Annotated in this window: 14 protein-coding genes; 12 read left to right on the top strand and 2 right to left on the bottom strand. The window is 57.3% G+C overall.

Features of this window, described 5'->3' with window-relative positions; all coding sequences use genetic code 11:
* Positions 1-122: 122 nt before the first annotated feature.
* The 5 genes from BW956_RS07165 (at position 123) to BW956_RS07145 (ending at position 2,846) form a co-directional block, all read left to right on the top strand.
* Positions 123-335 (top strand): hypothetical protein, encoded by a 213-nt coding sequence (locus tag BW956_RS07165; protein ID WP_076461960.1) that lies wholly within the window; start codon positions 123-125, stop codon positions 333-335.
* A 33-nt stretch (positions 336-368) separates the two neighbouring features.
* Positions 369-956, top strand: coding sequence for a Crp/Fnr family transcriptional regulator (locus BW956_RS07160; RefSeq protein WP_076461959.1), 588 nt, complete (start codon positions 369-371; stop codon positions 954-956).
* A 98-nt stretch (positions 957-1,054) separates the two neighbouring features.
* Positions 1,055-1,684, top strand: a complete 630-nt coding sequence (locus BW956_RS07155; RefSeq protein WP_076461957.1) for an NAD(P)H-dependent oxidoreductase — start codon at positions 1,055-1,057, stop codon at positions 1,682-1,684.
* The gene (locus BW956_RS07150) at positions 1,681-2,130 is read left to right on the top strand and encodes a DMT family transporter (protein WP_076461955.1); all 450 of its coding nucleotides are present in this window, start codon (positions 1,681-1,683) and stop codon (positions 2,128-2,130) included. The genes BW956_RS07155 and BW956_RS07150 overlap by 4 nt, the downstream gene beginning before the upstream one ends.
* The gene (locus tag BW956_RS07145) at positions 2,130-2,846 is read left to right on the top strand and encodes a GNAT family N-acetyltransferase (protein ID WP_076461953.1); all 717 of its coding nucleotides are present in this window, start codon (positions 2,130-2,132) and stop codon (positions 2,844-2,846) included. Before BW956_RS07150 ends, BW956_RS07145 begins: the two co-directional genes overlap by 1 nt.
* Before the next feature lie 39 nt (positions 2,847-2,885).
* Here the strand turns inward: BW956_RS07145 and BW956_RS07140 are convergent, their stop codons facing one another.
* Positions 2,886-4,376: an aldehyde dehydrogenase family protein gene (locus tag BW956_RS07140; RefSeq protein ID WP_076461951.1), complete on the bottom strand. Its 1,491-nt coding sequence runs from the start codon at positions 4,374-4,376 to the stop codon at positions 2,886-2,888.
* A gap of 450 nt (positions 4,377-4,826) precedes the next feature.
* Between BW956_RS07140 and peaA the strand changes: the two genes are divergently transcribed.
* From peaA to peaD, 4 genes are all read left to right on the top strand, one after another.
* A complete protein-coding gene (gene peaA / locus BW956_RS07130) occupies positions 4,827-6,422 on the top strand; it encodes a quinohemoprotein amine dehydrogenase subunit alpha (protein ID WP_217695098.1) in 1,596 nt (531 codons plus the stop codon).
* A 71-nt stretch (positions 6,423-6,493) separates the two neighbouring features.
* A complete protein-coding gene (peaB, locus tag BW956_RS07125; RefSeq protein WP_076461945.1) occupies positions 6,494-7,924 on the top strand; it encodes a quinohemoprotein amine dehydrogenase maturation protein in 1,431 nt (476 codons plus the stop codon).
* Between the two features lies 1 nt (position 7,925).
* Complete coding sequence (gene qhpC, locus BW956_RS07120; RefSeq protein WP_076461943.1) at positions 7,926-8,252, top strand: quinohemoprotein amine dehydrogenase subunit gamma; 327 nt, start codon at positions 7,926-7,928, stop codon at positions 8,250-8,252.
* A gap of 18 nt (positions 8,253-8,270) precedes the next feature.
* Positions 8,271-9,395 (top strand): quinohemoprotein amine dehydrogenase subunit beta, encoded by a 1,125-nt coding sequence (gene peaD, locus BW956_RS07115; RefSeq protein WP_083702967.1) that lies wholly within the window; start codon positions 8,271-8,273, stop codon positions 9,393-9,395.
* A 118-nt stretch (positions 9,396-9,513) separates the two neighbouring features.
* On the opposite strand, the gene BW956_RS07110 is transcribed toward peaD, so the two are convergent.
* Positions 9,514-10,035 carry a Slp family lipoprotein gene (locus tag BW956_RS07110; protein WP_076461941.1) on the bottom strand — a complete coding sequence of 174 codons (522 nt, stop codon included), beginning with the start codon at positions 10,033-10,035 and terminating at the stop codon, positions 9,514-9,516.
* Positions 10,036-10,242: 207 nt separating this feature from the next.
* On the opposite strand from BW956_RS07110, the gene BW956_RS07105 reads away from it, so the two are divergent.
* The 3 genes from BW956_RS07105 to BW956_RS07095 all read left to right on the top strand — a co-directional run bounded on the left by BW956_RS07105 (position 10,243) and on the right by BW956_RS07095 (position 15,129).
* Positions 10,243-12,159 carry a sigma-54-dependent Fis family transcriptional regulator gene (locus tag BW956_RS07105; protein ID WP_076462118.1) on the top strand — a complete coding sequence of 639 codons (1,917 nt, stop codon included), beginning with the start codon at positions 10,243-10,245 and terminating at the stop codon, positions 12,157-12,159.
* Positions 12,160-12,312: 153 nt separating this feature from the next.
* The gene (locus tag BW956_RS07100; RefSeq protein WP_010323731.1) at positions 12,313-13,641 is read left to right on the top strand and encodes an alginate export family protein; all 1,329 of its coding nucleotides are present in this window, start codon (positions 12,313-12,315) and stop codon (positions 13,639-13,641) included.
* 72 nt (positions 13,642-13,713) lie between these two features.
* Positions 13,714-15,129, top strand: coding sequence for an aldehyde dehydrogenase family protein (locus BW956_RS07095; RefSeq protein WP_076461939.1), 1,416 nt, complete (start codon positions 13,714-13,716; stop codon positions 15,127-15,129).
* Positions 15,130-15,146 lie beyond the last annotated feature (17 nt).

Genomic DNA, 15,146 nt, shown 5'->3' with positions numbered 1-15,146 from the left:
TTTTCTCCCTGTGGCCATGGATGCTAACAGCCTCGGGCATAAAAGTAATGCGTTTATGCTTGATAAATGAGCGTGCTCAATTTATTTTATGAGCATGCTCATTTTTTAAAGGACGTGTAACCATGAAAGCTGCTTTAAACCGCCTGGGTGCCTATCTGATTCTGGGGCCGACCTTGATTGTGTTCTGCTACATCCTCCGGCCACTATTGGCCATGGTTCTGATACCGGGAGGGCTGCTTCTGTTGCTGGTGATTACCCGAGGTGCGGTTTGGCCTGCAATTCATTCGGGCCTGTTTGAAAAGTCTCCTCAGAGGCTCAGCCGGCACAATGTTTAAGGGTATAATTAGGCGTCAGCAGATGAGGTCGAGATGAATCAGGAACAGGCATTTATCCAGTTACGCCAGGCGATGTCAGGCTACTATCCATTGTCCGATACTACCTGGCAGGCGCTCAGGGCAATTTGTCAGTATCGTCAGGTTGCCAGGCAGGATCTGATCTGCCGAGTTGGTGAGGTGCCGCGTTCCTTTGCGTTTGTCTGTCAGGGGCTGTTTCGTGTCTTTGTGCTGGATGAGAAGGGCAATGAATTCAATAAGAACTTCTTTCAGGAGGGGCGGTTTCCCGGCTCAATGACCGCCCTGTTGCGCCAGGAACCCTCACTGCATTCGATCCAGGCGCTGGAAGATTCGGTCATCATCGAAATCGACTTTAAGGCTTTTCGTGATCTGCTGTATCGCAGTGAGGATCTCAAACTGTTTCAGATTCACTACCTGGAGACCCACTGGTTGCTGGACAAGGATACCCGCGAGGTTCGCCTTGTTCAGCAGGACGCAGCGGAGCGTTACCAGGCATTCCGGCAGGAGTATCCTGAGCTGCTGGCACGTCTGCCGCAATACCATATAGCTTCACATCTTGGCGTGACGCCCACTCAGCTAAGCCGAATTCGAAAAAAATCCTGAGCCATCAACCTATGTAAATGAGCCTCGGGGCCGCCACACGTAATCTGTCTCCAGTCAGCGGATATCCCGCAATGTGAAGCCCAACACTGGAGTCGATTATGTCCATCTTGAATGCACTGAACTGGCGCTATGCCGTCAAGCAATTCTCCAATACCACACTGAACTCGCAACAGCTGGAATCCCTGCTGGAAGCTACACGCCTGAGCCCGGGCGCTTTTGGTCTTCAGCCCTATCGTCTGTTGCTGATCAGTAACCCTGAACTGCGTCGAGATCTGCTGGCCCATTCCATGGGGCAGGATAAGGTTGCGAACGCCTCGCACCTGTTGGTGTTTGCCGCCGTGACACAAATTGATGAGACCTTTGTGGCTGAGCATATCCAGCTGATGGTTCATCAACGGGGAGGCACTGCCGAGGAGTATCAGGGGTTTCAGGCGCATCTGAACGGCTATTTCCGGGACATGACTGAGCAGGAAAAGGCACATTGGGCTGATCAGCAGGTCTATCTGGCGCTGGGCAACAGCTTGACCAGTGCGGCGCTGTTGGGCATTGATAGCTGCCCCATGACCGGTTTTGATGCCGCAGGTTATGACCAGGTGCTGGGGCTTGCCGAGCAGGGACTGAGAAGTGTTGCCATCTGTGCCCTGGGCGAACGTCATGCGGATGATGCCGTTGCAGGTCTGCCAAAGGTGCGCCTGCCGGCGCAGGTGATGACCCGGGTGCTGGCATGAGCAGCCTGCTTCCCTGGCTGGCGCTGTCTGCCGGCGGTGCCATTGCCATTCAAGCGGGCATGAATGCCCGTCTGGGGGTGGAGTTGGGCAGTACCATGCTGGGTACAGGTATCGCCTTTGCTGTAGCCTGCCTGGTGTCACTGCTGGTCGTTGCCGTTCAGCGCGCAGGTGTGCCCAGTGTGGATCGACTGCAGTCTGTGCCTCTGTACCTGTGGGGTGGCGGTATCATCAGTGCCTTTGGGGTGGGGATGTTCTATTTTTTGATCCCGCGAATGGGCGTTGGCCCGATGATGTCCTTCGCTCTGACCGGGCAAATCGTGCTGGCCGTGATTGCCAGTCATTACGGCTGGTTCGACCAGCCGGTGAAACCGATGAATGTGACACGCCTGATAGGCCTGGCGGTGCTGGTGGCCGGTGTCAGCCTGATTTACTGGGAGAAAGCCTGATGGACAAGCTGCTTGAACATGCCAATCTTGAGAATTTAACCGGTCTCTGGCAATTGATGGGTGCCACTCAGGTTACAGAAGAGCTGCAACAGTCCATCAGCTGGCCCCGCCGGTGTTGGCAACATCCTGATCAGCAGGCAGCTGAATGGTCAGAGATTATTGAGCACATACCGGCCAACTATCTGTTTCCCGTTTGGCGCGCAGGTGAAGCGAGCGTTGCACTGGAACAGGCCCTGCGCCGGCAAGGGCTGGAAGTCGGTCTTGAGCAGCTGGCGATGGTGTTGCCGCTGGACACTGATACGCCGTCTCCGGATCATCCGCGCCTGGACGTCCGCCTGATTGAGAGTCACGAGCAGGCCGAGCAATGGTCCAGTCTGTGCGGGCGAGCCTTTGGCTACACGCTGGATGCTGAGGTGATCGATCAACTACGCCAGCAGCCGGATGTGGATGTCCTCTGGGCCAGCTTGAATGGAGAGCCAATCGCTACGGCGATTCTCTATCGCACAGGACCGGTCACAGGGATACATCAGGTGGGGGTTCCGCCTGAGTTGCAGGGGCAGGGCATTGCCCGTGAACTGATGCTGATGTTGCTGGAAAGGGCTCGGTCGGCTGGCGCCGAGTATGTTTGCCTGCAAGCCTCGGTGGCCGGCGAGCCCCTGTACCACAAGCTGGGGTTCCAGCCGCAGTTCAGGATTCGCAGTTACCGCCGTGGCTGAGGCTGATCGACAGGGCCTGAGCTCTGTCGATCACGTCTGTTACACTTTCATCAATACCGATTTCACCTCGGTGTAGTGCTCGATACAGGCAGCGCCCATCTCGCGGCCAAGGCCTGACTGCTTGAAGCCACCGAAGGGCAGGCTCGGGTCCAGTGCCGTATGGCAGTTCACCCAGACACTGCCGGATTTGATGCGCGGCACCATGCGGTGCACTGCAGACAGGTTGTTGGACCAGATGCTGGCGCCCAGGCCGTACTGGCTGTCGTTGGCAATCCGGATAGCCTCGTCGATGTCATCAAACGGCATGGCGACCAGTACCGGGCCGAATATCTCTTCCTGTACCAGTGATGAGCGCTGGTCTACGTCCACCACCACGGTTGGCTGCACAAAGAACCCCGGACCCTGGCTGTCCCCGCCTGTAGTCAGGCGTGCGCCTTCAGATACCCCCTTGTCGATGAAACCCTGTACCCGCTGCTGCTGTACGGCGGATACCAGTGGTCCCATTTCTGTCGTGGGGTCGAGGCCGTTGCCCAGCTGAATCTTGCCAGCAATATCGGTGATATCGGCGACCAGGTTGTCGAACAGCTTGCGTTGAACATACAGGCGTGAGCCGGCGCAGCATACCTGACCCTGATTGAAGAAGATGGCATTGGCAGCCCCGGCTGCGGCGTCCTGCGGGTCGGCATCATCCAGCACGATGGTCGGTGACTTGCCGCCCAGTTCCAGAGTCACACGGGTCATATGATCCATGGCAGCCTTGCCGATCATCTTGCCGACGCCGGTCGAGCCGGTGAAGGTCAGCTTGTCCACGTCCGGGTGGGATGACAGGGCGGCACCGGCATCCTGACCGAGCCCCGGCACGACATTGAGTACGCCGGGCGGGTAACCGGCTTCAAGTGCCAGCTCGCCCAGGCGCAGGGCGGTCAGCGGTGTATCTTCGGCGGGCTTGAGTACGACGGTACAACCGGTGGCAAGTGCCGGGCCCAGTTTCCAGCACGCCAGCAGCAGCGGGAAGTTCCAGGCTACGATAGCGCCGACCACACCCACGGGTTCACGGGTGGTGTAACCGTGGAATTGGGCGCCCGGCATGAATGGTACTGAAGGCTGTACGCTGCTGCCTTCGATCTTGGTAGCCCAGCCGGCCATATAGCGCAGGAAATTTACCGCCAGCTGTATATCCACGGCGCCGGCGACAGCAACGCTCTTGCCGTTGTCCATGCATTCCAGCTCGGCCAGTGACTGGGCATTGGCTTCAATCAGGTCAGCAAAGCGCCACAGCAGGCGCTCCCGCTCAACCGGTGTCATCCGGCTCCAGCCGGAATCTTCAAATGTCTGACGTGCGCAGGCAACGGCCTGGTTAACGTCTTCAGCAGTAGCGCGGGCAACCTGGGTGAACTTCTCACCGGTGGCCGGGTTGATCACATCAATGGTGCCACCGTCACGACCTTCAGGGCGCTGGTCGCCAATCAGAAGCGGGTGGGTGCGGCTGATAAAGGCTTGAGTATCGGGGTGCAGGGTAAATTCGCTCATGGCTTGCCTCTTGTCGTTATAGTGATAGCTCCTGTTCAGGGATGGCAATGCCTGTGCCAGTTTGGGTTTTTATCTTTAAGTCATTGATAAATATAAAGTATTTTTGTTTTTTTCGACTAGATGCAAAACACGCCTGCGTCGCAGATTGAGACGCCGGAGCAGTGCAATGCTGCAACCTGAGACGCTCATTAAAACGGCCTGCAGGCTCCGGTAGCCGTGTTGTCTCAATGCGGTGTCTCAGGCTGATACAGTTGTCTCGATATAAGACGGTTCCAGCCTCGGTGAAATAGGGGTCTAAAGTCGTAATATGAACGCCAAGTGACTGTTTTATAAACATAAGGTTAATCTGGCACAGGCTGTGCTTCCTTCTCATGTGACTCAACATGACCCGGATCTCAACGGGCATCTCCTCTGAGATACCCGTCCATGACCACTGAAGGAGGTCGGACCTTGAACACAACAAAAACTCTAAAACCTCTGGGAGGCGGCTTACTGGCACTGGCCGTCGCACTGGCAACCCAGACGGCCCAGGCCGCACCTGAAGCCGAGCAGATCATTCAGAACAACTGCCTGGCATGCCATACACAGGAAGGTGATAACCAGTGGAGCCGTATCAGCCATCAACGCAAGTCACCGGAAGGCTGGCTGATGACCATCGCGCGTATGCAGGTGATGCATGGCCTGCAGATCAGCGATGAAGATCGGCGCACGCTGGTGAAATATCTGTCGGACCGCCAGGGTCTGGCACCGTCGGAAACCGAAGGCGTACGTTATGCACTTGAGCGTCGGCTGAATACCTCCGAAGCCTTTGATTCCCAGGCCTTCACTGAAATGTGTGCACGTTGTCACTCCGGTGCGCGCGTAATGTTGCAGCGCCGCCCGGCGTCCGAATGGGAACACCTGGTTCATTTCCACCTTGGCCAATGGCCCACCACTGAATTCCAGGCACTGGCCCGTGACCGCGACTGGCTGGATCTGGCACTGAATGAAATGGTGCCCGAGCTGGCCGAGATGCTGCCGATGGATTCAAAGGCCTGGAATGAATGGCAGCAGCAGGCAGAAGCGCCGGTCGATGGCGACTGGACACTGGCTGGACATATGCCCGGGAAGGGCGCTTTCCATGCGCGCATGCAGGTAACGCCTGCTCAGGGTGATGACCAGTACCGTCTGACATTAACCGGTGAATACGACGATGGCAGTGCACTCAAGGGTGAGGGGCAAGCGGTCGTTTATACCGGCTACGAGTGGCGCGCCAATATCGAGATCGATGGCCAGGTAATGCGTCAGGTGTTCGCGCTCAAGGATGGTCAGCTCAGTGGCCGCATGTTCCTGCGCGATAAGGACGAAGTGGGTGCCGATGTGGTCGCCGCTCGAGATGCCAAGGGTGCAAGCCGCATTCTGGCGCTGCAGCCGGCATATATTAAAGCCGGAACCGAAGCCGAGATCAGCATTGTCGGTACTGGGCTCAGTGGCATGCCGGTACTGGGTGCCGGTGTGGATGTGATTGAAGTGATCAGCGAAAGCCCTGACCTCATCCGCGTGCGAGCCCGTGCCGCCGAAGATGCCAGCGGTGTGGTCACTGCCAGCGTAGGGACTGCTGAAGGTGGTCGTTTCGCCGTTTATGATCGCGTTGCCAACGTGAAAGTGGTGCCCGAGTTTGCGGTTGCGCGAGTCGGCGGCAATGGCAGCTCAACTCCCCGTGTTGAAGCGCGTTTTGAAGCTGAGGCCTGGGCTGTTGGTGCCGATGGCAAGGCCGGTACCGCCGATGACTACCGCATTGGCATGATGCCCGCGACCTGGTCGGTCGCACCCTTTGATGCGGTGGCTGAAGCCGATCGGGATGTGCACTTCACCGGTCGTATGAACAGCAGCACGGGTGTCTTTACGCCGGCGGCCGCAGGCCCTAATCCCGAGCGCCGCATGATGACCAACAACGCCGGTAACCTGAAGGTACAGGCGCAGGTCCAGGATGGCGGCGAGACCCATAATGCCGAAGGTCAGATGATCGTGACGGTACAGCGCTGGAACAATCCCCCGATTCCGTGATGAACGGGTACTGAAAACTCAGGGGGTACCCCGAGGGTACTCGACATGAATTCTGAAAGGGGAGACCGGATATGGGTGCTGTACTCAATCTGGTGGAACATAACCTGCACGAGGTGCAAGTCGGGGACACCCGAATGCTGTTCCATATTCCATCCAGCTCGTTGTTTGCGCTGGATAACCTGACCTCAGGTGTACTGGACCGCCTGCGCAGTGGCGCAGAAACGGCCGAATCACTGATAACCGGCTTGAGCAACCGTTTCTCGGAACAGGAGATCACGGAAACGGTTCGTGAGCTGCTGGCACTGGAGCTGGTCAATGACGGCCGACCGCTGACCGATGATATCGGTACGCGACAGGTGGATCAGTTCCCGCTGACCACGGTGGTGCTGAACGTTAATACCGGCTGCAACCTCAGCTGTACATACTGCTACAAGGAAGACCTGGATATTCCTTCGGCCGGGCGCAAGATGGAGCTGCAGACAGCCGTGGATTCGGTGGAAATGTTACTGCGTGAATCGCCCGATGAAGACCGCTACACGGTGGTGTTCTTCGGTGGCGAACCACTCAGTAACCGCCCGTTGATAGAAGCCATGGTGGACTACTGTGACAAGCGTTTTGCCAGTCTGGGCAAGCAGGTCGAGTATGTGATGACGACCAATGCCACCCTGCTGACGGACGAGATTATCGACTGGCTCAACAAGCACCGCTTTGGCCTGTCGGTCAGCATGGATGGCCCCAAGGCGATCCATGACAAGAACCGTATCACCGTGGGCGGCCAGGGCACCTATGACGTGGTGCGTCGCAAGGCGCGACGCCTGCTGGAACGCTATGACTCTCGCCCGGTAGGGGCCCGTGTCACGCTCACTCATGGCACCACCGAAGTGGAGCGGATCTGGGACCACCTGTTCAATGATATGGGCTTCTCGGAAGTGGGCTTTGCACCGGTCACCTCGGGTGATATCAGCAGCTACAACCTCACATCCGAGGAGCTGGTTGAAGTCTTCGCCGGCATGAAACGTCTGGGTCAGCGCTACCTCGATGCGGCTCTGGAGCACCGTAATATCGGCTTCTCCAATATGCATCAGCTGATTACCGACCTGCATGAAGGCCACAAGAAGGCATTGCCCTGTGGTGCCGGCCTGAAAATGCTGGCGGTGGATCATGAGGGCGAATTGAACCTGTGTCACCGATTCACCGGCTCGGATATGCCGACCTTTGGCAATGTGAAGAGCGGTGTGCAGCAGGTTGAGCTGGGTGACTTCCTGTCCAAACGTCTGGATCGTACCGACACCGGTTGTGCCAGCTGCCGTATCCGTAACCTCTGTTCTGGTGGCTGTTATCACGAGAGCTACGCCCGTTACGGCGATCCGACCCATCCGACCTACCACTACTGCGACCTGATGCGTGACTGGGTCGACTTCGGTATTGAAGTCTACAGCCGCATCATGGCGGTCAATCCCGCCTTCATCGACCAGTTTATCTCGCCTCGGAGGGCGCACTGACATGAAACATCTCAAAGCGATCAATAACAAGGCTCAGTTGCTGAGCCAGGCCGTGGCCGACGACAGTGTGGAAGAGGTCGTGGCCATGAGCTCACTGGCCGGCTGTACTGCCACCACCGACCCGGGCTGGGAAATTGATGCCTTTGGCGGCGTAACCTCGCTGTGCCAGCCGATGGAAGCTGACCTTTACGGCTGTGCAGACCCTTGCTGGTGGCCGGCACAGGTGCCGGACATGATGAACACCTATCCGGACTGGAACAAGGATGCGATGAACTCGAAAGAGGACTGGCGCAACCTGGGTACCGTGTTCCCGAAAGACAAGAACTAAGCCGAAGGTGATCTGATAATGGATAAGAAACGACTGACCGCATTGATGCCGACGGCCGCGCTGGTGCTGGGTTCGGCAATTTCCACCAGTGTGCTGGCTCAGGGGCCGGCGCTGGTAGAGGGCAATGAGTACATGCTGGTGGCAAACTACCCCAACAGCATGCACGTGATCGACCTGCAAACCGATACTCTCTACAAAAGTTGCGAACTGCCGGATGCATTTGGCCCCGGCGTGACGCAGATGGCACCGGATGGCAAAACCGCCTATATCCTCAACAACCACTACGAGGATATCTACGGTGTGAACCTGGATAACTGCGAAGTGACCTTCCATGCTTCCATGTCACTGCAGCAGAATGAACGTACCAAATCGATCTTCTCCTTTGCCATCAGTGCCGATGGTGACGAGATCTATGCGGTGCAGAATCCGACCATGCTGTACCGCGACCACTACCGCGTGCAGCCGGCGCGTCTGGCGGTCTATGACACCAGTGCAGGGCTGGATGCCAAGCCGGTTCGTACCTTCCCGTCGCCACGCCAGGTTACGGTGATGCAGACCGGGGATGACGGCACTTTGTATATGGCCGGTGCCGATATCTACAAGGTGGATGTGAACACCGGTGAGGTGGATGTGGCGATTCCCAGCCGCAACTGGGACCGCCCGCTGTATGCCCCGCCTGATGTGCTGAATGCCTGGCCGATCCAGTCTCCCTCAAAGGACTTCACCATTCTGTACACCACCGCCAAATTTCAGGATGAAAGCTACGATCTGAATACGGCGGACTGGATCTACGGCTTCATGAACGTGAATCTGGAAACCGGTGAAACCGAAACCACCGATTTCGGTCCGATTACCGAGATCTACTTCTCCGGTATGCGTTCACCCAAGGATCCGAACCTGGTGTTCGGGGTACTGAACCGTCTGGCAAAGTATGACATTGAGAAGAAAGAATTGGTGGGCGCTGCAGAACTGGACCACTCCTACTACTGTATTGCCATGAACCATGACGGCAGCAAGGTTTACCTGGGTGGTACCTTCAACGATGTGGCCATCTATGATGCCGACAGCATGGAAAAACTGGGCAATATCCAGCTGCCGGGCGGTGACATGGCGATCTCAACATCTCAGGTGTTTATGCGCTAACCCTGCCAGCACGCCTGTAATCTCTCCCTGTCTGCACTCATGAACCGACAGGCTTGCCCGGACCCTCGCGTCCGGGCTCTTTTTTTCTCGGCCCTCAGCCCTCAGCGAAGCAAACGACTTATCTCGGCTGCTTGGCCGGCACCACAATAATCGGACGATGCATCAGGCTGTTGCCCCAGAACGGGTCGCAATCACAGGCAGCAGGGGGCTCTTTTACTTCCGGCCAAAGGTGCACCGATTCCGTTTTAAGAATCGGAAAATTGTAGGGCTGTTCATCGATTTTGCCTGATTCGATACGGTCAAATTGCCCCAATGCGGTGACTTTCCGCCCTGCCTTGTAAATCGCCGGATCTATAAAAGCCGAGGTCTCGATCCGAAAACGCCCGCCACTGTTGTCACTTTTAACCGGGTAGCCGTTGCTGCTGAGGACAAACTGCACCACTTCCACCTGACTGCCCTGAGCCAGGTTACGCACCGCGACAATTTCACCGCCCCAGCGTGCTTTTTGCTGGGATGCCGCTACCGTCCTGGAATCAGCAAAGGGCAACAGGGCCTGGCCTTCAGGTGAGGTCAGGTCATCGGGCAGGGAGGCACAGCCGCCCAGAATGAGAGAAATGGCTATCAGGCCGGCGATACGCATGACGTGTCCTCACTGATAAGGTTCATAATGTTGTTCGACTCCAGTGTTTGCCGGTGGTTCAGCTCTGGCGCACACCTGTGTTGGCAACCACTGGCGCAAATTTTGCTGTCTTCCCTCTATTTGCACCTGAGCGGGCATTGTCGTATACAAGGGAGAGCACCTATGATTCATGTCAACCCGGACAATAACAATAAAGAGGCCGGATGTATGGCTCCTCGTTTACGCCAGGATCTTATAAGCGACCCTGTGCTCTCTGCGCGTGTTGCTCGTGAGCGCTTGCACACCGATGGACAGTTACCACGCGGCTTCCTGCGTGATGAAATCGAAGCCTCCTGGCGTCGTAGTCTGGAAGCCGGGCTCGATAACGCTTCCACTGACCCCGAACAGATTGACGAAGTCAGTGATCTGTTGGCTTTCAAGGAACAGCATCAGCCGTTGCTGCATTCTGCGCTGCCCGAAATTGAGCAGCTGACGCACCAATTTGGTGACCAGGGCCTGATCATACTGGCCAATGCGGACGCCCGTATCCTGGCGTTGGAAGGCAGTGACCAGATTGTTACACCGTCACGCCAGCTGGCGTTGCGTCAGGGTGTGTCCTGGAGTGAAGCCAACCGTGGCACCAATGCTGTCGGTACCGCTCTGATCGAGCGCCGACCGGTATTGATTAACGAAGAAGAGCATTTTCTCGATACGGTAGCGCATTTTTCCTGCACCTCTGCCCCCATTATCGATGCCGATGGTCAGGTGACCGGTGTGCTCGACCTGACACGGGTAGGCCGTAATGATCAGCCCAAAGACAGTCTGGGCGTTATCCAGCTGGCTGCACGCAATATCGAATCCCGCCTGTTTACCAGTCAGTATCAGCATCGCATTGTGCTGGCATTTCACACACGACATCAGTATCTGCGCTCCGCCTGGCAAGGCCTGGTGGCGCTGGATGAATGCGGCGCTCTGCTGGCAATAAACGAACAGGGTTGCCAGTTGCTGGGCCGTGGGCGAGATCAACTGGTCGGGCGTCAGCTGGAAGAGCTGGTGGGTGAGAAAATGGGCGTGTTGATGAATAACTGCATGCGGCAACGGATCGCATCAGTTCAGACACGTGCGGGCGAACTCTTCTGTGAGCTTCTGCAGTTCCCGAATCGGCTGGCTGCGTTGACGCCGGTCAGCCGTGATATCGAGCCCAGAGTCAAACCGACACGGGACCAGGCTGTACTGGATTTTGCCGAGGGTGAACCGCGTTTGACCCGTGCCATGAAAATGGCGGTGAAGGCCTTGGACAATGATGTCCCCGTGCTATTGAACGGTGAAACCGGCAGCGGCAAGGAGGTAGCTGCCAGGGCATTGCATCAGGCGGGTAACCGGAGCGGCCAACCATTTGTCGCGGTAAACTGTGCCGCCATTCCGGAAGGGCTTATTGAGTCCGAACTCTTTGGTTATCGCGAAGGCGCTTTTACCGGTTCACGCAAGGGTGGCATGCAGGGGCGTTTCCAGCAGGCGAACGGTGGTGTGCTGTTCCTGGATGAGATCGGTGACATGCCGTTATCACTGCAGGCACGTTTGCTGCGTGTATTGCAGGAGCGCAAGGTAGCGCCACTGGGGGGCGGCGAAGAGGTGGCTCTGGATATTGCCCTGATTGGTGCAACTCATCGTGATCTCAAGCAGATGGTCGCCGAGGGCGAGTTCCGTGAGGACCTCTATTACCGACTCAATGGCGTGGGCGTCAAACTGCCGGCACTGCGTGAGCGAAGCAGTTTTGACACGCTATGTGCACGATTGCTGCAGCAGCTGGAGCGTCCCGACATTGAAATTGAAGCAGGGCTTTTAACCCGCCTGGAGGCTTATCGTTGGCCCGGGAATGTTCGTCAGCTGGAGATGGTCCTGAAAGTGGCCTTGGCCTTTATGGAACCGGACGAACGGGTGCTGGATGAAAGCCATCTGAGCGATGATTTTCTGGATGAGCTGGAGCAGGGGCCCGCTTCGACAGCCGGCACCCTTCAGGCCAGCGAAGAAATGATGATCCGGCGTGCTCTGGAACAGCATGACGGCAATGTTACGGCTGCAGCCACGGCACTGGGGATCAGTCGCGCAACCCTGTACCGGAGGCTGAAAGCGCTGGGGATGTGATGGCGTTACAAGCTGTTACAAATCGCCACAAGTTCTCACAACAAACACGTATCTGGTTTACAGGCAGCCTCTAGTCTTAGTGCGTCTACAATAATATACATTTGACCTGATCGGCATGGATGATGCCGGTCCGGCACCCGAGGAATGACGCCAATGAAAAATCAGATCTTTCGTCGTACTTCCGGCTATTTGCTGACGGCAGCGGTTGCTGCAGCTTTGTCGGCACCGGCTTCCGCCTACAACCTTTACAGTGAGAACGGCTCCGAGCTGAACCTGGATATCGAAGCGGTATTCGGTGTATTCACCAGTGAAGAAAACTACAACCTGGGTGCCAAAAGCGAAGCCGGTGGTTCCGACTGGCGCGAAGGCTACATCAAGTACGGTCTGTCCGGCAGCCACGCTTACCAATCCGGTGCCAGCGTTTACGGTGGCCTGAACCTGGTCAGCTCCGCTACTTGGGGCGACGGTGATGCCGGTGGTTTCACCTCCGGTGACGAATCTGAAACCGACCTGGAAGACGCCTACCTGGGCTGGCGTTCCGGCAGCCTGATCCCGGCGCTGGGTCAGGACGGTCTGGACATCTCTTTCGGTCGTCAGAACTTTTCCATTGGCGACGGTTTCCTGATCAACGGTGACGCCCTCAACTTCGGTGATGCCATCGATAAGCTGGCCGGCACCAACATGAACCGCGGTGGCGCCTACTGGCTGGCCGCGCGTAAAGCCTTTGATCGTACCGCAGTTGTACGTGTCGGTGGTGCCGAAGGGCTGCGTGCCGACCTGTTCTGGCTGGAATCGGACAACCGTGCCCAGGCTGAAACCGAGCTGGCCGGTATCAACGCCGAATATGTCACTCCGGAAGGTACTTTCGGTGCCGCCTTCATTGAAGGTCTGGATGTCAACGAAGACTACGGCTACACCAACCGTGACGGTCAGCAGACCCTGAGCCTGCGTTACCAGGGCAATGCCGGCGTTGAAAACCTGTTCCTGTCCGGTGAGTTCGTCACTCAGGATCAGGGCGACAACTCTGCACCGGATGCCGATGCCTGGTACATGGAAGCCGGCTGGACCTTCGCTGACGTAGCCTGGTCACCGAGCGTGAACTACCGTTACGCCTCCTTCGACGAAGGCTTCGACCCGCTGTTCTTCGGTTTCAACCGTGGCTACGGCACCTGGTTCCAGGGTGAAGTGGCGGCCAACTATGCCGGCCCGTTCAACTCCGGTACCGATGTTCATCACGTGGGCGTAAAAGCCTCACCGACCGAAATGCTGAGCCTGGGCGCGCTGTTCTTTGACTTCAGCGACACTGCTGGCGGTGCCATGGACGGTCAGGAAATCGACCTGTACGCGGAATGGGTGGTCACCCCGAACCTGATCATCAGCCCGCTGGTTGGCTTCTATACTCCAGATAGCAGCAACGGAACTCAGATTGGTGGCGACGACACCAATGTCTACGGACAGGTCATCGCGATCGTTCCGTTCTGATCAAACCCGATGTAACCCAAGGCACCCTGTCCGAGTCGGGCCGGGTGCTTTTCGCAACCTAAGGAATTTCTCATGCAGACGGTATCGACAATCTTTATCAATGGCCAGCCGGTTGAGGGCGGACGTGAGCCGTTCCCGGTGAACAACCCGGCCACCGGTGAAGCCTTTGCCCAGTGTCCGGCCGCTACACCGGAGCAGGTGGACGAGGCCGTGGCTGCCGCACAGGCGGCTTTCAAAACCTTCCAGCACACGCCGGATGCCGAGCTCAAGGCGATGCTGCACCGTATCGCGGACCTGATCGATGCCAACGCTGACGAACTGGCCCGTGTGGTAACACTGGAGCAGGGCAAGCCGCTGGCGCTTGCACAGATGGAAGTTGGTGCCGCTGCAGGCTGGACCCGTTACACCGCTGACCTTGATGTGCCGGTCAAGGTTATCGAAGACAGCGAAACACGCCTGGCCGAGCTGCACCACAAGCCGCTGGGTGTTGTAGGCTCAATCACGCCGTGGAACTGGCCGCTGATGATTGCGGTATGGCACATCATGCCGGCGATCCGTACCGGTAATACCGTAGTGTCCAAGCCGTCCTCCCTGACGCCGTTCAGCACGCTGAAACTGGTCGAGCTGATCAACCAGGTTGTGCCGGCTGGCGTGATCAACATTGTCACAGGTGAAGGCGGCATCGGTCGTGCCATGACATCTCACCAGGACATCAACAAGATCGTCTTCACCGGTTCTACTCCGACCGGTCAGGACATCATGCGCAAGTCTGCCGACAACCTGAAGCGCCTGACCCTGGAGCTGGGTGGTAACGATGCCTCTATCGTGCTGCCGGGTACCGATCTGGACAAGATTGCCCAAGGCATCTTCCAGACGGCGTTCCTGAATATGGGTCAGACCTGTGCCGCGCTCAAGCGTCTGTACGTACACGAAGATCAGTACGACGAAATGTGCGCCAAGCTGGTTGAACTGGCTTCAGAGCAGGTGGTCGGTTCCGGTCTGGAAGAGGGTGTTACCTTCGGTCCGGTTCAGAACAAGGCCCAGCTGGATCTGGTTGCCGAGCTGGTTGACGACGCCCGTGCACAGGGTGGTCGTGTTCTCTGCGGTGGCGAAGCTCAGCAGGGTAACGGTTTCTTCTACCCGCCGACAATTGTGGCTGGCGTCAGCAATGGCGTGCGCCTGGTCGACGAAGAGCAGTTTGGTCCTGCCCTGCCGATCATTGCTTACAGCACCGTGGAAGAAGCACTGGCCATGGCCAACGATAACGTCAACGGCCTGGGCGGTTCCGTCTGGGGCGATGACATTGAACAGGCGCGTGCAGTTGCGACACGCCTTGAGTCAGGCACTGCCTGGATCAACAACCACGCTGAAGTCTTGCCCCACTGCCCCTTCGGTGGCAGCAAGATGTCCGGCGTGGGTATCGAGTTTGGCGAGGAAGGCTTGCTCGAGTACACCCAGCCACAGCTGTTGAGCATCAGCCGCGGCTAAGGCTTTTTCATCATCTC

The sequence above is a fragment of the Marinobacterium stanieri genome (assembly GCF_900155945.1).
GTDB lineage: Bacteria > Pseudomonadota > Gammaproteobacteria > Pseudomonadales > Balneatricaceae > Marinobacterium > Marinobacterium stanieri.
This window is presented reverse-complemented; position numbering and strand designations above follow the sequence as displayed.